General features: G+C 72.1%; 17 protein-coding genes. 5 read left to right on the forward strand and 12 right to left on the reverse strand.

Annotation, left to right across the window (positions count from 1 at the left end; translation table 11 throughout):
* Position 1: 1 nt before the first annotated feature.
* A complete protein-coding gene (locus I2501_RS19890; RefSeq protein ID WP_196195481.1) occupies positions 2–1216 on the reverse strand; it encodes a M20 metallopeptidase family protein in 1215 nt (404 codons plus the stop codon).
* A gap of 135 nt (positions 1217–1351) precedes the next feature.
* On the opposite strand from I2501_RS19890, the gene I2501_RS19895 reads away from it, so the two are divergent.
* Positions 1352–2383, forward strand: a complete 1032-nt coding sequence (locus I2501_RS19895) for an Lrp/AsnC family transcriptional regulator (RefSeq protein WP_215909799.1) — start codon at positions 1352–1354, stop codon at positions 2381–2383.
* A 23-nt stretch (positions 2384–2406) separates the two neighbouring features.
* Here I2501_RS19895 and I2501_RS19900 read toward each other — a convergent pair whose 3' ends face one another.
* On the reverse strand, positions 2407–3612 hold the full coding sequence (locus tag I2501_RS19900; protein WP_196195482.1) for a M20 metallopeptidase family protein: 1206 nt from the start codon (positions 3610–3612) through the stop codon (positions 2407–2409).
* 188 nt (positions 3613–3800) lie between these two features.
* Positions 3801–4679 (reverse strand): helix-turn-helix transcriptional regulator, encoded by an 879-nt coding sequence (locus tag I2501_RS19905; RefSeq protein ID WP_408022757.1) that lies wholly within the window; start codon positions 4677–4679, stop codon positions 3801–3803.
* A gap of 129 nt (positions 4680–4808) precedes the next feature.
* Between I2501_RS19905 and I2501_RS19910 the strand changes: the two genes are divergently transcribed.
* On the forward strand, positions 4809–6242 hold the full coding sequence (locus I2501_RS19910) for an MFS transporter (protein WP_196195484.1): 1434 nt from the start codon (positions 4809–4811) through the stop codon (positions 6240–6242).
* Here I2501_RS19910 and I2501_RS19915 read toward each other — a convergent pair whose 3' ends face one another.
* From I2501_RS19915 to hrcA, 9 genes are all read right to left on the reverse strand, one after another.
* Positions 6243–7586, reverse strand: coding sequence for a hemolysin family protein (locus I2501_RS19915; protein ID WP_196195485.1), 1344 nt, complete (start codon positions 7584–7586; stop codon positions 6243–6245).
* 16 nt (positions 7587–7602) lie between these two features.
* Positions 7603–8091, reverse strand: a complete 489-nt coding sequence (gene ybeY / locus I2501_RS19920) for an rRNA maturation RNase YbeY (RefSeq protein ID WP_196195486.1) — start codon at positions 8089–8091, stop codon at positions 7603–7605.
* A gap of 69 nt (positions 8092–8160) precedes the next feature.
* Positions 8161–9234 carry a PhoH family protein gene (locus tag I2501_RS19925; RefSeq protein ID WP_196195487.1) on the reverse strand — a complete coding sequence of 358 codons (1074 nt, stop codon included), beginning with the start codon at positions 9232–9234 and terminating at the stop codon, positions 8161–8163.
* A gap of 104 nt (positions 9235–9338) precedes the next feature.
* Positions 9339–10286, reverse strand: a complete 948-nt coding sequence (locus I2501_RS19930; protein WP_196195488.1) for a ribonuclease Z — start codon at positions 10284–10286, stop codon at positions 9339–9341.
* A 3-nt stretch (positions 10287–10289) separates the two neighbouring features.
* A complete protein-coding gene (locus I2501_RS19935; RefSeq protein WP_196195489.1) occupies positions 10290–10655 on the reverse strand; it encodes a histidine triad nucleotide-binding protein in 366 nt (121 codons plus the stop codon).
* A gap of 133 nt (positions 10656–10788) precedes the next feature.
* Positions 10789–14019, reverse strand: a complete 3231-nt coding sequence (locus I2501_RS19940) for a S41 family peptidase (RefSeq protein WP_196195490.1) — start codon at positions 14017–14019, stop codon at positions 10789–10791.
* 138 nt (positions 14020–14157) lie between these two features.
* A complete protein-coding gene (locus tag I2501_RS19945; protein ID WP_196195491.1) occupies positions 14158–14901 on the reverse strand; it encodes a 16S rRNA (uracil(1498)-N(3))-methyltransferase in 744 nt (247 codons plus the stop codon).
* A gap of 36 nt (positions 14902–14937) precedes the next feature.
* Positions 14938–16080 carry a molecular chaperone DnaJ gene (dnaJ, locus tag I2501_RS19950; protein ID WP_196195492.1) on the reverse strand — a complete coding sequence of 381 codons (1143 nt, stop codon included), beginning with the start codon at positions 16078–16080 and terminating at the stop codon, positions 14938–14940.
* A 78-nt stretch (positions 16081–16158) separates the two neighbouring features.
* Entirely contained in the window at positions 16159–17190 is a 1032-nt protein-coding gene (gene hrcA, locus I2501_RS19955) for a heat-inducible transcriptional repressor HrcA (protein ID WP_328806496.1), read from the reverse strand.
* A gap of 272 nt (positions 17191–17462) precedes the next feature.
* Between hrcA and htpX the strand changes: the two genes are divergently transcribed.
* The 3 genes from htpX to I2501_RS19970 all read left to right on the forward strand — a co-directional run bounded on the left by htpX (position 17463) and on the right by I2501_RS19970 (position 19955).
* Positions 17463–18383 carry a zinc metalloprotease HtpX gene (gene htpX / locus I2501_RS19960; protein ID WP_196195494.1) on the forward strand — a complete coding sequence of 307 codons (921 nt, stop codon included), beginning with the start codon at positions 17463–17465 and terminating at the stop codon, positions 18381–18383.
* A 104-nt stretch (positions 18384–18487) separates the two neighbouring features.
* Positions 18488–19069: a PspA-associated protein PspAB gene (gene pspAB, locus I2501_RS19965; protein ID WP_196195495.1), complete on the forward strand. Its 582-nt coding sequence runs from the start codon at positions 18488–18490 to the stop codon at positions 19067–19069.
* Positions 19070–19139: 70 nt separating this feature from the next.
* On the forward strand, positions 19140–19955 hold the full coding sequence (locus tag I2501_RS19970) for a DUF3097 domain-containing protein (protein ID WP_196195720.1): 816 nt from the start codon (positions 19140–19142) through the stop codon (positions 19953–19955).
* The last annotated feature ends 21 nt before the right edge of the window (positions 19956–19976 follow it).

Genomic DNA, 19976 nt, shown 5'->3' on the forward strand with positions numbered 1-19976 from the left:
CTCAGCTCTCGCGGGCCAGGCGGCCGAGCGCGAGCTGGGCGAGCAGGGCCGCGCCGTCGGCGAGGACCGAGTCGTCGAAGAGCGCCTCCGGCGAGTGGTTGTAGGCGGCCGTCTCCGGGTCGGCGCCCGGCGGGCACGCGCCGAGGAAGAAGTACGCGGACGGCACCCGCTCGCAGACGAACGAGAAGTCCTCCGCGCCCGCGAGCGGCTGCGGCATCGGCCGGAACCGGTCCTCGCCGAGCAGCTCACGGACGGTCCGGGCGGCGAACTCGGCCTCGGCGGGATCGTTCATGGTGACCGGGTAGAGCCGCTCGTAGCGCGCGTCCACCTCCAGCCCGTGCGCGGCGGCGACGCCGTGCACCACCCGCAGCGTCTCCTCCTCGGCCCGGGCCCGCGCCTGCGGCGAGAAGGAGCGGATGGTGGCCTCGAACGACGCGTCGTCGGGGATGACGTTGTTGATGGTGCCGCCCTGGATGTGTCCGACGGTGACGACGACCGGGTCGAAGGCGTCGAAGCGCCGGGTCACCATCGTCTGGAGCGCCGTCACGGCCTCGCAGAGCGCCGGGATCGGGTCCAGCGCGGCCTGCGGGGCCGAGCCGTGGCCGCCGCGACCGCGCATGGTGACGTACAGGCTGTCGGCCGCCGCCATCGCCGGTCCGGGGCGGCCGGAGACGACACCGCCGGGCAGCATCCCGGCGACGACGTGCAGTCCGTAGGCCGCGACGACCTCGGCCCCGGCCGCGTCGAGCAGGCCCTCGTCGATCATGATCTTCGCGCCGCCCTGGCCCTCCTCGCCGGGCTGGAACATGAAGACCACCGACCCCGCGATCTCCTCGCGGCGCTCCGCCAACAGCCGTGCCGCGCCGACCAACCCGGCCACATGCAGGTCATGACCACAGGCATGCATGGTGCCCGCGGTCTGCGAGGCGAACGGCAGCCCGCTGGTCTCCTGCACCGGCAACGCGTCCATGTCCCCGCGCAGCAGCACCGCGGGCCCGGGACGCCCGCCACGCAGCACCGCCGTGACGCTGCTCAGCTTCTGGCCCAGCGTCACCTCAAGACCCAGCCCCTCGATCGCGGCCAGAACCCGCGCCTGCGTCTTCGGCAGATCCAGGCCGATCTCCGGCTCCCGGTGGATCTCCCGCCGCAACGCGGCCAACTCCGGCTGCAGCGAGGCGGCTGACTCGCGCAGGGCGGCGGTGGGTGTCGTGGTCATGGACGGACCTCCCGAGATCGATGATCACTCCGGTTCCGAGGCTAGCCCTCGCGCGCCCGAAGGAACACGCTTCGGTCCTCCTTCCGTCCTCCTCCGGTCGTCCTTCGGTCGTCCTTCAGCCATCCTTCGGTCATCATGGCCGCTGTGATCGACGAACTGGACCTGGCTCTGGTCGACGCGCTGCGGGCCGACCCGCGGGCGCCGTGGTCACGGCTGGCCGGGCCGCTCGGCGTCGACCCCGCGACGCTGTCCCGGCGCTGGGCCCGGCTCTCCGCCGACGGCGATGCCTGGGTGACCTGCTACCCGTCCGCCGACCGGATCGGCAGGGGCCTGACGGCACTCGTCTCGGTGGAGTGCCGGGCCGACGCGGTCACCGAGGTCGCCGCGACACTGGCGACGGACCCGCAGGCGCCGACCGTCGACCTGGTGAGCGGCGGCGCGGACGTGATCGTCACCGTGGCCGCGCTGACCCCGGGCCAGCTCACCGCCTACGTGCTGGACCGCGTCGGCCACGTCCCCGGCGTGCTGCGCACCCGGACGGCCTTCGTCGAACGCACCCTGCGCGAGGGCAGCACCTGGCGCGACGGCGCACTCGACCCTGAGCAGCGCGAGGCCATCGGCGACCTGCCCTGGGACAGCGAGCCCGACGGCGGCGAGCCCCGGACCGAAGGCAGCCCCACCAGCCTCGGCCCGACCGACCGGGCACTGATGCACGCGCTCGGCGCGGACGGCCGGATGACCTTCGCCGAGCTGGCCGAGCGGACCGGTCTGCCGCCGACCACGGTCCGCCGCCGCGTCGACGAGCTGCGCCGCTCCGGCTTCCTCGTGCTGCGCTGCGACGCGAGCCCCAGGCTGGGCGGCCACGCGGTCGGCACGACGCTGTGGCTGGACGTCCCGTCGGCGGACCTCGATGCCGCCTGCCGCTGGCTCGGCGACCTCGCCCAGACCCGGATGTGCGGCGTGGTCGCGGGCGCGGAGGCCAATGTGGCGGCGTATGTGATGACCCACCAGATCGGCGAGGCCCGGCAGGTGGAGGCCGAGCTCGGCCGCGCGTTCCCGAGGGCGCGAGTGATCGACCGTCAGGTCACCCTGCGCACGGTCAAACTCGTCGGCCGCCTCCTCGACCCCGAGGGCCGTGCCGTCGGCTACGTGCCGATCGACACCTGACGGTCAGCTCGGCGCTGCACAGATCAGCCCTGCTCCTGCGCCAGGCGGTCGAAGGCCAGCGCGGCGAGCAGCGCGGCGCCGTCGGCCAGGACGCCGTCGTCGAAGGCCGCCTCCGGGGCGTGGTTGTAGGGGGCCGTGAACGGATCCGCGTCCGCCGGGCACGCGCCCAGCATCACGTAGGCCGACGGCACCAGCGCCCCGAGGACGCCGAAGTCCTCGGAGCCGGCCACCGGGTGCGGCATCTCGACGTACCGGCCCTCCCCCAGCGTCCGCGCGACCGTCCGTGCGGTGAAGGCGGCCTCGGCCGGGTCGTTGACCGTGACCGGGTAGCCGGGCTCGATCTCGGCCTCCACGGTCAGACCGTGCGCCTCACCGATGCCGCGCACCACGCGCAGCGACTCCTCGAAGACCCGCGCCCGCGCCTCGACCGAGAACGAGCGGATGGTCGCGGCGAAGGTCGCCGTCTCCGGGATGACGTTCTCGACGCTGCCCGCGTGGAACGTGCCCACGGTCAGCACGACCGGGTCGAAGGCGTCGAACCGCCGGGTCACCATCGACTGCAGCGCCAGCACCGCCTCGCACGCCGCCGGGACCGGGTCCAGCGCGGCATGCGGGCTGGACCCGTGCCCGCCGCGACCGCGCAGGGTGACCCGCAGCTTGTCGCACGCGGCCATGATCGGCCCGGGACGCCCGGCCACCCACCCGGCCGGGAGCAGCGCGGAGGCCACGTGCAACGCGTAGGCGGCGACCACGCGTTCACCCGCGGCGTCCAGCACGCCCTCGTCGATCATCTGCTGCGCGCCGCCCTGGCCCTCCTCGCCGGGCTGGAACATGAAGACCACCGACCCGGCGATCTCCTCGCGCCGCTCGGCCAACAGCCGTGCCGCGCCCACGAGTCCGGCCACATGCAGGTCATGGCCGCACGCGTGCATCGCCCCCGGGATCTGTGAGGCGAACGGCAACCCGCTGGTCTCCTGCACCGGCAACGCGTCCATGTCGGCCCGCAGCAGCACCGCGGGCCCCGGACGCCCGCCACGCAGCACCGCCGTGACGCTGCTCAGCTTCTGGCCCAGCGACACCTCAAGGCCCAGGCCGTCCAGGGCCGCCAGGACCCGCGCCTGCGTCTTCGGCAGATCCAGGCCGATTTCCGGCTCCCGGTGGATCTCCCGCCGCAACGCGGCCAGCTCCAGCTGCAGGAAGGCTGCGGACTCGGCAAAGGTGGGGGCCATGGACGTCTCCGGCGACTCGTGCGGGGTACTTGTGCTGGGTACTCGTGCTGGGTACTCGTGCGAGCACATGCTCCCCCGCAGTCCCCTGAGCCCCACCTCCGTGCACGGATCGACCGGACAGGGCCGCCCGGTGCACGAATCAGCCCCTGAAGCCGTCAGCCCGCGACCTCCGCCAGCCCGTCAGCCCGTCAGCCCGCCAGGGGCCGGATCGTCGAGCGGCGGCCCTCCGGGGAGGCGAGCCACTCCAACTTGGCCATGGTGTCCGTGCCCGGGAGAGCGTTGTGCAGCACGACGGTCAGGTCCGGCCGCTCCGGCACCCGCAGCTGGGTGCTCTCGAAGTGCAGGTCGCCGACCTGCGGATGGTCGACCAGCTTGGTCCGCGTGCCCGGACGGCGGACGTCGCCGCGTGCCCAGAGCGTGCCGAACTCCTCGCTGATCTCCGAGAGTTCCTCGACGATCTGGACGAACCCCTCGTCCCCGGGGAACTCCGCCGCCGCGGCCCGGTACTCGGCCGCGATGTCCGCCGCGTCGTGCTCCCAACCGACGTGCCGGGCACGGTAGATGGGGTTGGTGAAGTAGGAGGTCAGGCAGTTGCGCCAGGAGTCGTTGAAGTCGAAGACGGCCGTCGCCGCGTCGTTGACCGCGATGCTGTTCCAGTAGCGGTCGATGACGTTGGCCGGCATCGGCATCCAGGAGTCGATCAGCCGCCGGATCGACTCGCCCACCGGCGTCGCCGTGTCCGGCACCGCCTCCAGCGGCGGGTTGAGACCGGCCAGCACGTAGAGATGACGCCGCTCCGGATCGTCCAGGCGCAATACCCGCGAGACCGAGTCGAGCACCTGGCCGGAAACCGTGATGTCGCGGCCCTGCTCCAGCCACTGGTACCAGCTGACGCCGACCCCGGCCAGCACCGCGACCTCCTCGCGGCGCAGGCCCGGCGTCCGCCGCCGCGCTCCGCCGTCCGGCAGCCCGGCGTCGGCGGGGCTGACCCGCGCCCGTCGGCTCATCAGGAACTCGCGCAGATCCGCCCGGCGGCGCGCGTCAGCGGTACTGGTACGAACGTCCACGGACTCCCCCTGCTCCCCCATGCCGTCCAGTCGGGTTCCAGCGTAACCAACTCCGTTTGCCTGGTGGTGCCACCAACAGGACAAGCGCCCTCTCTCCACCGCCCGTCGATCCGCAGAACGATGCTGGTCATGGCCATCGACTCGACACTCTCCCGCACCGACAGTCCGCTTCACACCGATCATTTCGGCACACCGTCAGGCCGGCTCTCCGGACGGGCCCGGCTGGTCCTCTTCGTGCTCTGTGCCGCCCAGTTCGCGGTGGCGCTGGACTTCTCCATCCTCAACATCGCGCTCCCCACCCTGGGCCACGCGCTGCACCTGTCGCAGGCGAACCTGCAGTGGGGCATGACCGCCTTCGCCCTGCCGTCCGGCGGGTTCCTGCTGCTCTTCGGGCGGATCGCCGACTCGGTGGGCCGACGCCGGATCTTCCTGGCCGGGCTGTCGCTCTTCACCGCGGCTTCCGTGCTGGCGACCCTGGCCTGGTCACCGGCCAGCTTCCTGGCCGGCCGTGCGCTCCAGGGCCTCGGCGCGGCGGCGATCGTGCCGTCCGGGATGGCGCTGCTGACCACGACCTTCCGCGAGGGCCCGCAGCGTGACCGGGCGCTCGGCATCATGGGCAGCCTGATGGCGATCGGCTTCACCAGCGGCATGGTGCTGGGCGGGGTGCTGACCCAGCTGCTGACCTGGCGGTCCACCATGGGCCTGAACGTGGTGATGGGCGCGGCCGTGCTGGTCGCCGCGCCGCTGCTGCTGACCGAGTCCCGCAACGAGGTGCGCCCGCGGATCGACGTGCCCGGCGCGGTGACGGTCACCGGCGGCCTGCTGTCGCTGATCTACGCCCTGTCCACGGCCGCGCAGCACGGCTTCGGCGACACGTCCGTGCTGGTCACCCTGGTCGCGGCGGCCGTGCTGCTGACCGCCTTCGTCGTCATCGAGGCCCGCACCGCCGAGCCGCTGGTCTCGCTGCGGATCCTGCGCCGCCCGAGCGTGGCCTTCGGCAACCTCGGCGGGCTGGCGACCCTGGCGTCCATGCCCGGCGCGGTCTTCCTCGGCACGCTCTACCTGCAGCAGGTCAACCACCTGTCACCGGTGCTGACCGGCCTGGTCTTCGGCGTCCTCGGCCTGGTCTGCGCGGTCACCGGGACCGTGGCACCCCGCCTGGTCTCCCGTCACGGCTCCGCCAAGGTCCTGGTCGGCGGCCTGCTGCTGCAGGCGGCGCTCACCTTCGGGCTGCTGGGCATCAGCACCGGCACCCGGGGCACCTGGGTCTTCCTGACGGTGATCTCGCTGGCCGGGATCGGGCACATGGCGGCGATCGTCGGCTACAACGTCACCGCGACCTCGGGCCTGCCGGACGCCGAGCAGGGGCTGGCGACCGGACTGGCGACGACCACCCAGCAGGTCGGCATGACCGTCGGCATCCCGCTGCTGAGCGCGCTCGCCTCGACACACGCGGACGTGCTGGGCGGCGTCAAGCTGGGGCTGGGCGCGGACGCTGTGGCGCTGTCCGTCCTCGCCCTCGTGGTGGCCGCCGGCCTGGGCGCCGCAGCGCGCAGGAAGTGATCAGTCCGTCTCGCTACGAGCCTCGTCCTCGTCAGCGAACGGGTGGGCCGCCCGCAGGACCGGGGACGCCAGCAGCGTCCCGATCCGGTTGCGGCGGCCCGCCGTGCTCTCCGCCGTCAGGCGGATCGCCTGGATCGGCATGCCGTCTGCGGCAGGGACCGGGACCTCGGCGTCGGAACCGGGGATCGGGACCCTGCCCAGAGCCTTGGCCAGCAGACCGCCGACGGTCTCCACGTCCTCGTCGTCGAGTTCTATGCCGAACAGCTCGCCCAGCTCCTCCACGGGAAGCCGGGCGGTGATCCGGTAGGAGCCGTCCGGGAGGGGCTCGACCGGCGGGGTCTCGCGGTCGTACTCGTCGGTGATCTCGCCGACGATCTCCTCCAGGATGTCCTCGATGGTGACCAGCCCCGCCGTCCCGCCGTACTCGTCGATGACGACCGCGACGTGGATCCGGTCCTGCTGCATCTCCCGCAGCAGGTCCGCGACCGGCTTGCTGTCGGGCACGAAGGTGGCCGGGCGCATCACCTGACCGACCGGCTCCGACTCCGCGTCACGGTTGGTGTGGGTACGGCGGACCAGGTCCTTGAGGTAGGCGATGCCGACGACGTCGTCCTCGTTCTCGCCCACCACCGGTATCCGGGAGAAGCCGCTGCGCAGCGCCAGCGTCAGGGCCTGCCGGACGGTCTTGCCGCGCTCGATCAGCACCAGGTCGGTCCGCGGCACCATCACCTCGCGGACGATGGTGTCGCCCAGCTCGAAGACGGAGTGGACCATGCGCCGCTCGTCGTCCTCGATCAGGTCGTCCTTCTCGGCCAGGTCGACCAGCGCCCGCAGCTCCGCCTCGGACGCGAACGGACCCTCGCGGAAGCCCTTGCCCGGCGTCAGCGCGTTGCCGAGCAGGATCAGCAGCCGTGGGATCGGTCCCATCACCCGGGCCAGCGGCAGCAGCACGTAGGAGGCGGCCGTCGCCGAGTTCAGCGGGTGCTGGCGCCCGATGGTGCGCGGCGAGACGCCGACGGCGACGTAGGAGACCAGCACCATCGCGCCGATCGACACCAGCACCGCCTGCCAGGTGTGGTGGAAGCCCCGCACGCAGACCACGGTGACCAGCACGGCCGCCGCCATCTCGCAGGTGACCCGGATCAGCGTGGCCAGGTTGAGGTAGCGGATCGGGTCGCTCGCCAGCGCCAACAGCCGCTGCGAACCCCGCTTTCCGGCCCGGACCGCCTCCTCCGCCCGGAAGCGGGAGACCCGCGAGATGCCCGCCTCGGCGCACGCGGCCAGCCACGCACAGATGACGAGCAGCACCGCCCCGACGAGGAAGCTGGTACTGAAGCCGCTCATTTCCAGCTACCCCGCGTTATCGGGTGGTCGGGGCCGGGGACGGGCCGGTCTCGCCGCGTGCGGCGCGCCAGTCGTCCAGGATCCGCTTCTGGAGGCCGAACATCTCGCGCTCCTCCTCCGGGTCCTCGTGGTCGTAGCCGAGCACGTGCAACACCCCGTGGACCGTGAGCAGTTGCAGCTCCGCGTCCATCGAGTGCCCGTTGGCGGCGCCCTGCTTGGTCGCCACCTCCGGGCAGAGCACGATGTCGCCGAGGAGACCCTGCGGGAGCTCCTCGTCCTCCTTGCCGGGACGCAGCTCGTCCATCGGGAAGGACATCACGTCCGTCGGGCCGGGCTCGTCCATCCACTGCACGTGCAGGGCCGCCATGGCCTCCTCGTCGACGACGATGACGGAGAGCTCGGACAGCGGGTGGATGCGCATCCGGTCCAGCGCGAAGCGGGCGACGTCGAGGAGCGCCTCCTCGTCGACCTCCGTGCCGGATTCGTTGTTGATGTCGATCGCCATGGCGGGTGCGGTTCTCGGCTTTCTGCGGCTCGTGGAAGGAGGATGGTGCGGGCTGTCAGGAGCGTGCTGTCAGGGACGGCGGGACTGCTGCGGAGCCGCGCCGTTCGCGCCCTGGGCGCTCTGCGCGCCCTGCGCGTCGTAGCGGCTGTACGCGTCGACGATCCGCCCGACCAGCTTGTGTCGGACGACGTCGGCGCTGGTCAGCCGGGTGAAGTGGATGTCGTCCACCCCGTCCAGGATGTCCTGGACCACGCGCAGACCGCTCGTCGTGCCGCCCGGCAGGTCGATCTGGGTGATGTCGCCGGTGACCACGATCTTGGAGTTGAAGCCGAGCCGGGTCAGGAACATCTTCATCTGCTCGGCGCTGGTGTTCTGCGCCTCGTCGAGGATGATGAACGCGTCGTTCAGCGTCCGTCCGCGCATGTACGCGAGCGGCGCGACCTCGATCGTCCCGGCGGCCATCAGACGCGGGATCGAGTCCGGGTCGATCATGTCGTGCAGGGCGTCGTAGAGCGGGCGCAGGTAGGGGTCGATCTTCTCGTAGAGCGTGCCCGGCAGGAAGCCGAGCCGCTCGCCGGCCTCGACGGCCGGGCGGGTCAGGATGATCCGGTTGACCTGCTTGGCCTGGAGCGCCTGGACCGCCTTGGCCATGGCCAGGTACGTCTTTCCGGTACCGGCCGGGCCGATGCCGAAGACGATGGTGTGCCGGTCGATGGCGTCGACGTAGCCCTGCTGGTTGAGCGTCTTGGGGCGGATGGACCGGCCCCGGTTGGAGAGGATGTTCGCGGTGAAGACGGAGGACGGACGCTCGTGCGCCTCCGGGCTGTTCGGGTCCTCCGCCGCCTTGCGCAGCATGGCGATGGAACGCTCCACGGTGTCCTCGGTCAGGGGCTGGCCGGTGCGCAGCACCAGCATCATCTCGTCGAACACGCGCTGGACGAGTGCCGTCTCCGCCGGTTCGCCGGTGGCCGTCACCTCGTTGCCGCGGGCATGGATGTCGACGGCGGGGAAGGCTTTCTCGATCACGCGGAGGAGTGAGTCCCCGGTACCGAGAACGGTCACCATCGGGTGCTTTTCCGGAATGACGATGCGCGCCTGGTGCTGGGTCGGCTGTGCGTCGGTCTTCGACTGTTCTGCAACCATGGGTCGGCCGCTCGGGCCTGCCTCATCCCATTTCACTGTCGGGTCCGTCTGATAGGGAAAGGGTACGACGGACGGAACGGCCGGGAACAATGATGCTGCGCTGCTCAGCCCGGATTCGCCAGTGGTTTACGGCTCGTTCCACGGGCGGGAACCGGCACCCGCATCAGGTCCTCGGCGACCACGATCTCGCCGTCGAAGTGCTTGCGTGCCTCGGTGAGGTGACCGTCCAGGTCCGGGTAGCGCTGCGAGAAGTGCGTCAGCACCAGCGTGCGCACGCCCGCCTCGGCGGCGACGCGGGCGGCCTGGGCGGCGGTGAGGTGGCCGTGCTCCTCGGCCAGGTGCGCGTCGGCGTCCAGGAAGGTCGCCTCGATGACCAGCAGGTCCGCCCCCTCGGCCAGGGCGTGCACGCCGTCGCAGAGCCGGGTGTCCATGACGAACGCGGCCCGCTGCCCCGGCCGCACCTCGCTGACGTCGTCCAGCGTCACCGTGGTCCCGCCCTCGCGTGCGAGCCGGCCGTCGCGCTGGAGCTGCCCGACCTCCGGACCCGCGATGCCGAGCTCGCGCAGCCTTTCCGGCAGCATCCGGCGGCCGTCCGGCTCGACGAGGCGGTAGCCGTAGGAGTCGACCGGGTGCGAGAGCCGGACCGCCTGGAGCTCGAAGCGCGGGCCGGGGAAGACGGCGCGCTCGCCCGCGATCGGCTCGGGCACGAGCGGCACGGTCTCGTGGAAGGCGCTCGCGTGCCGGAGCCGCTCGAACCAGTGGGCGCCTGACTCCGGGTAGTAGGCCGTGACGGGGTACGGGACCTTGTCCAGGTTGATCCGCTGGATCACGCCGGGCAGGCCCAGGCAGTGGTCCCCGTGGAAGTGGGTGACGCAGATCCGGGTGATCTGGTGGGCGCTGACCCCGGCGTGCAGCATCTGCCGCTGCGTGCCCTCGCCCGGGTCGAACAGCAGGCCTTCGCCGTCCCAGCGCAGCAGGTAGCCGTTGTGGTTGCGGTGCCGGGTGGGCACCTGGCTGGCCGTGCCCAGCACGACCAGCTCACGTGCTGACACCCGTCAGACCAGCTTCTCGTGCAGCTCGCCGTTGCCGCCGCCGAGCACGTGCACGTGGGCGTGGAAGACCGTCTGGCCCGCGCCGCTGCCGGTGTTGAAGATCAGCCGGTAGCCGCTGGCGGCGACCTTCTCGTCCTCGGCCACGCGCCCGGCCTCGGCCAGCACCGTGCCCGCGAGCGCCGGGTCCGCCTCGGCGAGCGCGGCGGCGTTCGGGTAGTGGGCCTTCGGCACCACCAGCACGTGGGTCGGCATCTGCGGGTTGATGTCGCGGAAGGCGAGGGTGTGCTCGGTCTCGCGCACCTTGGTCGACGGGATCTCGCCCGCCACGATCTTGCAGAACAGGCAGTCCGCCTGGACCATGCCGCTCATCCCCTACGCTCCTCGCGCGTCAGCAGTCCTCGCTACGCGTGCATCGTACCGAGGACTGCCGACAGCCCGGGCGGGCTTCCACAGGGAGCCACAGCTCAGGCGGCCACGGCCCGGGCAGCCGCACATCAGGCAGCTACAGCGCGGGCAGGGCCGGGGGCTGGGCCGCCGGGTGCTCCGCCAGGGTGGCGAGGGCGATCCGGACCGCCTCGTCCAACTGCGGGTCGCGTCCCGCCGCCCAGTCCTGCGGGGCGCAGACGACCTCGACGTCGGGGTCGACGCCGTGGTTCTCCAGGCCCCAGCCGTAGCCCTCCATCCAGGTCGCGTAGCGCGGCTGGGTCACGTCGGTGCCGTCCACCAGCTGGTAGCGGCCGTCGATGCCGATCACGCCGCCCCAACTGCGGACGCCCACGACCGGACCGAGCTTCAGCGCCTGGAAGGCCGCGCCGACGATGTCCCCGTCGGAACCGGCGAACTCGTCCGTCACCGCCACCATCGGCCCGCGCGCGGCGTCGAACGGGTAGGTGGCCGGCAGGCTGTCGCGCGGGAGGTCCCAGCCGATGACCCGGCGGTGGAGCTTCTCGATCACCAGCTGCGAGGTGTGGCCGCCGCGGTTCTCCCGGACGTCCACGACCAGGCCCTCCCGCCCGATCTCGGTGCGCAGGTCGCGGTGGAGCTGCGCCCAGCCGTTGCTGACCATGTCCGGCACGTGCAGGTAGCCGAGCCGTCCGCCCGAGGCGGCGTGGACGTGGGCGCGACGGTCCGCGACCCAGGCGTGGTAGCGCAGCGGCTCCTCGTCCGCCAGCGGCACCACGACCACGGTGCGCTCGTCGCTCTCGCCGCCGCGCCGGACGGTCAGCCCGACCGGCTTCCCTGCCGTGCCGACCAGCAGCGGGGCCGGTCCGGTGACCGGGTCGACCGGACGCCCGTCCACCGCCACCAGCGCGTCCCCGGCCCGCACCGCGACGCCGGGGGCGGCCAGCGGGGACCGCGCCTCCGGAGCGGAGGACTCGGTCGGCAGCACCCGGGACACCCGCCAGACGTCCTGCTCGTCCCGGGCCAGGTCGGCGCCGAGGAAGCCCTGCCGACGCGCCTTGTCCGGTCCGTTGCCGGGCGGGGTGACGTAGGCGTGCGAGGTGCCCAACTCGCCCTGGAGCTCCCAGAGCAGGTCGACCAGGTCGCCGTGGCTGCCCAGCCGCTCCACCAGCGGACGGTAGCGGGCCTGGACGGCGTCCCAGTCGACGCCGCCGAGATCCGCGCGCCAGAAGTTGTCGCGCATCAGCCGGGCGGTCTCGTCGAACATCTGCCGCCACTCGGCGGTCGGGTCGACGGTCACCCGGATCCGGCCGAGGTCCACCACGACCCGGTCGTCCTTCTCGTCCTTGTCGACCTTGCGGTCGGCGGGCAGGACGGTCAGCTCGCCGTGGTCCTTGACGACCAGTCGGCTGCCGTCACCGGAGACGGCGTAGCCGTCCAGCGCGTCGACCAGGGTCTCGACCCGCAGCTTCGCGAGGTCGAACCGCTCCAGCGAGCTGCGTTCGGCGCTCGCGTCGGGCGTGGCCCTGCCGGTGCCCAGGTTGCCGACGAGCGGGTGGCGCAGCCAGGCGACGCCGCCCTTGACCGCCTTCAGCTCCCCGTACCGCCCGGACGGCACCGGGAACGGCACGATCCGGGACGCCAGGCCGTCGGTGTCGACCACCGTCCGGGGCGCGGTCGCTGCCGCTGCCCCGTCCTTGCCGCCGTCGACGTCCGCGCCTCCGCCCGGGGCCCGGCCGTCGGGCTGCGGGCCGAAGGGGGACAGCGTCTCGGCGGCGAGGGTGAGCAGGTGGGGACGCGCGGCCAGCGGGAACGACAGGTCGAAGACGTGCTGGTCGTAGACCGGGTCGAAGTCACGGGCGGAGAGGAAGGCGAGGTGCTTGCCGTCGGCGGTGAACGCGGGCGACCAGTCGCGGAACCGGACCGGCGTCGCCTCGATCACCTCCGTCGACACGCCGCCGTCCGTCGGCGCCAGCCGGATCTGACGCATCGTCCCCTCGACTGCGGACGCGTGCGACCAGGCCAGCCAGCGCGAGTCGGGCGAGAAGGCGAGCCCCTCGGCCTGCTCGAAGTCGCTGCGGTCGACCTCGCGCAGCGCCTCCGGCTCCGCGACCGGGACGAGCAGGATCCGGCCGAGCCGGTCCGCGACCGCCAGCAGGCTGCCGTCCGGGGAGACGGCCAGCTCCTCGACGCGCCCGAGGCGTCCGCCCAGCACGCGGCGGCCGTCGGAGAACTCCAGCGCGTCGTCGCCCTCGGCGTCGGTGACCCACACCGACGAGCCGTCAGGAAGCAGCTGCGGCAGCCGGTTCCGCACTCCGGGCGTGACCGCAAGCGCGCGGCTGGGGCCGTCACGGTGGGTCAGCAGGTGCACGGTGCCGCGCACCTCGACGACACTGGCCCGCGCCTCCGCGTCCGGGGAGACCGTGCCGAGGTGGTCGGCGGCGGAGATCGGGTACGGCTGCCGATCGGTGCGCGGCCCGCCCAGGACGATCTCCAGCCGGCGCGGCCGGGTGCCCTCGTCCAGGTCGTCCAACAGCCAGATCTCACCGGCGCAGTGGTAGACCACGCGACGGCCGTCGGTGGCGGCGTTGCGGGCGTAGAAGCCGTGCTCGGTGTGGCAGCGCAGGTCGCCGCCGTCCGGCAGGCTGGACCAGAGCCGGCCCACCGGCTCGGTGTCGCCCTCGCCCGACGCGTGGTCGGACAGGAACGCGATGCGGTCGCCGACCCACATCGGCGACTCGATGTTGCCGTCGAGCTCCGCGTGGATCCGGCTGAACTCCGGCCCCTCCGCCGCGTTTCCGTCCCCGGCGGCGATCCAGAGCTTGCCCGCCGTGCCGCCGCGGTAGCGCTTCCAGTGCGCGGGCTCGCGGCCCGTGCCCGCCGAGACGAGCAGCACCCCGTCGGCGCCGAAGGCCAGGCCGCCCAGGCGGCCGTAGGGCAGGGTCCGGGCGGGGCCGCCGTCCAGCGGGACGGCGTGGGCCCAGGTGTGGGCCCGGGAGCGTCGGCCCTGGGTGCTCAGCGCGAGCACCTCACCGGCCTCGGTCCACCCGGCCACGCCGGTCTTGGCGCTGCCCCAGTGGGTCAGCCGTCGGGCCGGGCCTCCGGCGACGGGCGCGACGTGCACCTCCGGAGCGCCGTCGCGGGTCGACGCCCACGCCAACTGGGTTCCGTCCGGCGAGAACCGGGGCCTGGCCGCGGGGACGCGGTCGGCGCTGACCCGCCAGGCCCTGCCGCCGTCGACCGGCGCCAGCCAGACGTCGTCCTCGGCGACGAAGGCGACCAGGTCACCGTGGATGTCGGGGTAGCTGAGATATCCGTCTGTTGTAAGCATCAGGCGCAAGCTAGCCGAGGCCCCGGCCGTGCGCACGCGTATTTGCTGTGAGCGCGTCCGGAGCGAGCAGAGTGACGGCGAGCGCGTCCGGGACGAGCAGGGTTACCGCGAGCGCAGGGTTACCGGGAGGCGGAGTTGTCAGCCCCAGCGCCCGCTGCGCCCCAGCAGCAGCGCGCCCGCGGCCACGCCCGCCGTGGAGGTCCGCAGCACGGACGGCCCGAGCAGGTACGCGCCCGCACCGGCGGTGGTGAAGGCGTCCAGCTCGTCCGGCGAGACGCCGCCCTCCGGCCCGACGACGAGGACCACCGAGCCCGAGACCGGCAGCGGCGCGGAGGCGAGCGCGGCGGCCCCCTCCTCGTGCAGCACACCCGGGACGGTCGCCGACGCGAGCAGCGCGCAGACCTGACGGGTCGTCATCAGGTCCTGCACCACGGGGAAGCGCAGCCGACGCGACTGCTTGCCCGCCTCGCGCGCGGTGGCCCGCCACTTGGCCAGCGACTTGGCGCCCCGCTCGCCCTTCCACTGCGTGATGCAGCGCGAAGCGGCCCACGGCACGACCTCGTCGACGCCGACCTCGGTCATCAACTCGACGGCCAGCTCGCCCCGGTCCCCCTTGGGCAGCGCCTGGACGACAGTGATCCGCAGCTCCGGCTCCGGCTCGTCCAGCACCTCGGTGACGGTGACGTCAAGGACGTCCTTGCCCTCCACCGAGGCGACGGCCCCGCGCACGCCCCGACCCGCGCCGTCGGTGAGGACGACCTCCTCACCGACGGTCAACCGCTTGACCGAGACGGCGTGCCGCCCCTCCGCGCCCTCCAGGCGGACCAGCCCGCCCACGGGTGCGAAGCGGTCGGCGTCCAGCAGGAAGACGGGCGCGGTCACGTCGGTGCTCTTTCGGAAGGGTCTTACGGGAGGGGGTCAGCGACCGTTGAACGCATCTTTGAGGCGCGAGAAGAGGCCCTGCTGCCCCGGCGCGAACTGGCCCGAGGGGCGCTCCTCGCCGCGGAGCTTGGCGAGCTTGCGCAGCAGGTCCTCCTGCTCGGCGTCGAGCTTGCTCGGCGTCAGGACCTCGACGTGCACTATCAGGTCGCCACGCCCGCCGCCGCGCAGGTGGGTGATGCCCCGGCCGTGCAGCGGGATGGACTGGCCGGACTGGGTGCCGGGCCGGATGTCGATCTCCGCCGCGCCGTCCAGCGTCTCCAGCGGGACCTTGGTGCCCAGCGACGCCGCCGTCATCGGCAGGGTCACCGTGCAGTGCAGGTCGTCGCCGCGGCGCTGGAAGATCTCGTGGGCGTTCTCGGAGATCTCGACGTAGAGGTCACCGGCCGGGCCGCCGCCGGGGCCGACCTCGCCCTCGCCGGCCAGCTGGATCCGGGTGCCGTTGTCGACACCGGCCGGGATCTTGACCGTCAGCGTGCGGCGGGCGCGGACCCGGCCGTCGCCGGCGCACTCGGGGCAGGGGGTGGGCACGACCGTGCCGAAGCCCTGGCACTGCGGACACGGACGCGAGGTCATGACCTGGCCCAGGAAGGACCGGGTCACCTGGGAGACCTCACCCCGACCACGGCACATGTCACAGGTCTGCGCGGAGGTACCGGGGGCCGCGCCCTCGCCGTTGCAGGTGTTGCAGACGACGGCGGTGTCGACCTGGATCTCCTTGGTCGTGCCGAAGGCCGCCTCCTCCAGATCGATGTCGATCCGGATCATGGCGTCCTGGCCGCGCCGGGTCCGCGACCGCGGACCGCGCTGGCCACCGGCCGCGCCGAAGAAGGCGTCCATGATGTCGCTGAAGCCGAAGCCCGCGCCCGTCCCGAAGCCGCCCGCGCCACCGGCCGCGCCAGTGGACGAGAGCGGGTCGCCGCCCAGGTCGTAGACCTGGCGCTTGCTCGGGTCCGACAACACCTCGTAGGCGGCGTTGATCTCCTTGAACCGCTCCTGGGTCTTCGGGTCCGGGTTGACGTCAGGATGCAGCTCACGCGCCAGCCGGCGGAAAGCCTTCTTGATCTCGTCCTGACCCGCGTCCCGTCGGACGCCGAGTACCGCGTAGTAGTCCGTGGCCACCAAAATGCTCCGCTGTTCTCCGTGTGAGGCTCGTGCGCCTGCCGTGCGCCTGGCTACCGTGTGCCTGCCGTGCTGCTACTACGACGCGGCCAGGATCTGACCCACGTACCGTGCAACCGCCCGGACGGCCCCCATGGTTCCCGGGTAGTCCATCCGAGTCGGCCCGACCACCCCGAGCTTGGCGACGGTCTCCTCGCCGGAACCGTAGCCCACCGAGACGACGGACGTGGAATTGAGCCCTTCGTAGGCGTTCTCGTGGCCGATCCTGACCATCACACCAGGATCGGCGGTCTCCCCGAGCAGTCGAAGGAGCACCACCTGTTCCTCCAGCGCCTCCAACACCGGCGCGATCGTGAGCGGGAAGTCGTGGGGGAACCGGGTCAGGTTGGCCGTGCCGCCCATGACCACGCGCTCCTCGGTCTGCTCGACCAGAGCCTCGTAGAGAGTGGAGAGCACGGTCGTGACGGAGGCCCGGTCCTGGAGGGCGAAGGTCTCCGGCAGGTCCTGGAGCAGCGTCGGCACCTCGGCGAAGCGCTGCCCCGCCGCCCGGGCGTTGAGCCGGGTGCGCAGGTCGCCCAGCATGACCTCGCCCACCTGCCCCGGGCAGTCGACGATGCGCTGCTCGACCCGGCCGGTGTCGGTGATCAGCACCAGCATCACCCGGGTAGGCGTCAACGGGACCAGCTCGACGTGCCGCACCGTGGAACGGGTGAGCGAGGGGTACTGGACCACCGCCACCTGTCTGGTGAGCTGCGCCAACAGCCGGACCGTGCGCGCCACCACGTCGTCCAGGTCGACGGCGTGGTCGAGGAAGTTGGTGATGGCCCGGCGCTCGGCGACCGACATCGGCTTGACCTCCGTCAACCGGTCGACGAAGAGCCGGTACCCCTTGTCGGTGGGCACCCGGCCGGCACTGGTGTGCGGCTGGTGGATGTAGCCCTCCTCCTCGAGGACGGCCATGTCGTTGCGGACCGTGGCCGACGAGACGCCGAGGTTGTGCCGGTCCACCAGCGCCTTGGAACCGACAGGCTCCTCGGTGCCGACGTAGTCCTGGACGATGGCCCGCAGCACCGCAAGCTTGCGGTCGTCGAGCCGGCGCTCCTCGGGCACGGTACGCACCTCCAGTCGGTCCGGTCGGCCTGCGGTGCTTGTACGGCACCGCTCGTTCTGACAAACACTGCTCGAACTGATCTCGTCACTACATCGGCTCTGGCACTCTGGACATACGAGTGCCAGGATCGGTCAGCTGTCAGTGTAAAGCGCCACGGTCCGCGACCGGAACGACTGGACCTCGTCAGACGTACCACATACCGAGGGCGGCCCACAGACCCAGCGCGGCAAGGCAGAATTGCAGCCGCAGTTCACCGCCCAGGAGGGACACCATGTCCAGGACTCGTTTCGCGCCGGACCGCGGTCTGACCAGCCGCATGCTGATCACGATGTTCTTGATCGGCCTGCTGTTCGTGGTCTTCGTGGGCGTGCTGCTGGTCGTGCTGCGTGGCGCGTGGCCGATCGTCGTCGTCATCGCGGGCGGCCTGTTCGTGGTGCAGTTCTGGTTCAGCGACAAGATCGCCGCGTTCAGCATGGGCGCGCGCGAGGTCTCCCCGCAGGAGTACCCGGAGCTGCACGGGGCGATCGACCGGCTGTGCGCGCTGGCCGACATGCCCAAGCCGCGCGTCGCGGTGTCGCAGAGCGACATGCCGAACGCCTTCGCCACCGGCCGCAACGAGAAGAACGCTGTGGTGTGCGTCACCACCGGTCTGCTGCGCCGCCTGGAGCCGGAGGAGCTCGAGGGCGTCCTCGCGCACGAGCTGTCCCACGTCGCGCACCGCGACGTCGCGGTGATGACCATCGCCGGGTTCCTCGGCGTGCTGGCCGGCATCATCACCCGCGTCGGCCTGCAGTTCGGGATGTTCGGCGGCTTCGACCGCCGGGACAACCGCGACAACGACAACACCGGCATGGCGATCCTGGCCGTGATCGCGGTCAGCGCGATCGTGTACGCCATCAGCTTCCTGCTGACCCGCCTGCTCTCCCGCTACCGCGAGCTCTCGGCGGACCGCTCGGCCGCGCTGCTCACCGGCAAGCCGTCGGCGCTGGCCTCCGCGCTGACCAAGGTCACCGGCGACATCGGCGCCATCCCGACCCAGGACCTGCGCCAGGCCCAGCCGTTCAACGCCTTCTACTTCGCCCCGGCCCTCTCGGCCCGCGAGGCGGTCGGCAACGCCTTCTCCACCCACCCGACGCTGCAGCAGCGCCTGGAGCAGCTCGGCAAGATCTCCGGCGAGCTCGGCCGCGGCTGACCCTCTCGTCCCTCCCCGCAGGCGTAGAGATCTCGTAGAGATGTAGACACAGCTCGTAGAGATACCTCGTAGAGATACAGAGACAGAGAGAGGACAACTCGGCGATGGGTTTCCTGGACGCCCTGCTCGGCCGCACCAAGCCGGTCAAGCCGGATCTGGACCAGCTCTTCGGCCTGCCCTCGGCGGCCATCACCCTGGAGGCCGCGGCCGGCTACAAGCCCACCGGCGTCGGCTCCGTCTGCTTCGCCCCGGCCGAGGGCGGCGCGTTCGCCGAGGTCCAGCAGGAGGTCCAGGCCCTGCTGGACGCCGACAGCAGCCGCGCCGGCCGTCCAGTCGAGGTCACCCCGCGCGACTCGTACGGCTACTCCTGGATCACCGCCCGCCAGGACCCGGACGACATCGTCTCGCTGGTCAACGACGTCCACGCGGTCAACTCGGCGCTGGAGTCCCAGGGGTTCGGGCCCCAGCTGCTCTGCACCCTCGTCAACTTCGAGAACGGGCAGGGCCGTCGGTTCGCGCTGGTCTACCTCTACAAGCGCGGCGCCTTCTACCCCTTCGCCCCGCTGCCCGGCGAGAAGCGGGACAACCCGCTGGAGATCCAGATCAAGGCGATGATCGGCAACGACCTCCGCATCGAGCAGGACCTGACCCGCTGGTTCCCGGTCTGGGGCGCGCCCGGTCTGTAGCGATCGTCCGATCGGTCCTGTGGGTCCTGTGGGTACTGTTCAGGGCGTGAGCCGTTACGACGCCCGTGGCATGACCGATCTGACGCCCCCGTGGAAGCGCCCCAGCGCGGTGCCGGAGGTCCCCGCCGAACGGGACCTGGTGGTGGAGGAGCCGTCCACGGGCTTCTGCGGCGCGGTCGTCCGCTGCGAGAAGACGGCGGAGGGGTTCACCGTCACCCTGGAGGACCGCCACGGCAAGCACCGCGTCTTCCCGATGACGCCGCGTGGCTTCCTGATCGACGGCAAGCCGGTCACCCTAGTCCGCCCGACGGGCAGCGCACCGGCAGCGGGAACGGCGGTGGCGAGAGGACGGACGGCGTCCGGATCGATCGCCGTCCAGGGCGCGAAGGCCCGGGTCGCGCTGCCGAGCCGGATCTACGTCGAGGGCGTCCACGACGCCGAGTTGGTGGAGCGGGTCTGGGGCGACGACCTGCGCATCGAGGGCGTCGTCGTCGAGTACCTCCAAGGCATCGACGATCTCCCGGCCATCGTCGCCGAGTTCGGCCCCGAACCGGGCCGCCGCCTCGGCGTCCTGGTCGACCACCTGGTCCCCGGCTCCAAGGAGTCCCGGATCGCCGCCCAGGTGACAGGCGATCACGTGCTGGTGGTCGGCCACCCGTTCATCGACATCTGGGCCGCCGTCAAACCCGCCGCCGTCGGCATCCCCGCCTGGCCGGACGTCCCGCGCGGCGAGGACTGGAAGACGGGCATCTGCTCCCGCCTCGGCTGGCCCCTCGACACCTCCGCCGCCTGGAAGCGCATCCGCGGCTCGGTCCACTCCTACAAGGACCTCGACCCGTCGCTCCTCGGCCGCGTCGAGGAACTCATCGACTTCGTCACCAGCTGAGACTTCTTGGCTCGCGCGGAG

This window comes from Streptacidiphilus fuscans (assembly GCF_015690355.1).
GTDB classification, from domain to species: Bacteria; Actinomycetota; Actinomycetes; order Streptomycetales; family Streptomycetaceae; genus Streptacidiphilus; species Streptacidiphilus fuscans.

Coding starts and splice junctions, on each gene's coding strand:
- I2501_RS19890 (WP_196195481.1), bottom strand. CDS start 1,216: ATGACCACGACACCCACCGCCGCCCTGCGCGAGTCAGCCGCCTCGCTG.
- I2501_RS19895 (WP_215909799.1), top strand. CDS start 1,352: ATGGCCGCTGTGATCGACGAACTGGACCTGGCTCTGGTCGACGCGCTG.
- I2501_RS19900 (WP_196195482.1), bottom strand. CDS start 3,612: ATGGCCCCCACCTTTGCCGAGTCCGCAGCCTTCCTGCAGCTGGAGCTG.
- I2501_RS19910 (WP_196195484.1), top strand. CDS start 4,809: ATGGCCATCGACTCGACACTCTCCCGCACCGACAGTCCGCTTCACACC.
- I2501_RS19915 (WP_196195485.1), bottom strand. CDS start 7,586: ATGAGCGGCTTCAGTACCAGCTTCCTCGTCGGGGCGGTGCTGCTCGTC.
- ybeY (WP_196195486.1), bottom strand. CDS start 8,091: ATGGCGATCGACATCAACAACGAATCCGGCACGGAGGTCGACGAGGAG.
- I2501_RS19925 (WP_196195487.1), bottom strand. CDS start 9,234: ATGGTTGCAGAACAGTCGAAGACCGACGCACAGCCGACCCAGCACCAG.
- I2501_RS19935 (WP_196195489.1), bottom strand. CDS start 10,655: ATGAGCGGCATGGTCCAGGCGGACTGCCTGTTCTGCAAGATCGTGGCG.
- I2501_RS19940 (WP_196195490.1), bottom strand. CDS start 14,019: ATGCTTACAACAGACGGATATCTCAGCTACCCCGACATCCACGGTGAC.
- htpX (WP_196195494.1), top strand. CDS start 17,463: ATGTCCAGGACTCGTTTCGCGCCGGACCGCGGTCTGACCAGCCGCATG.
- pspAB (WP_196195495.1), top strand. CDS start 18,488: ATGGGTTTCCTGGACGCCCTGCTCGGCCGCACCAAGCCGGTCAAGCCG.
- I2501_RS19970 (WP_196195720.1), top strand. CDS start 19,140: ATGACCGATCTGACGCCCCCGTGGAAGCGCCCCAGCGCGGTGCCGGAG.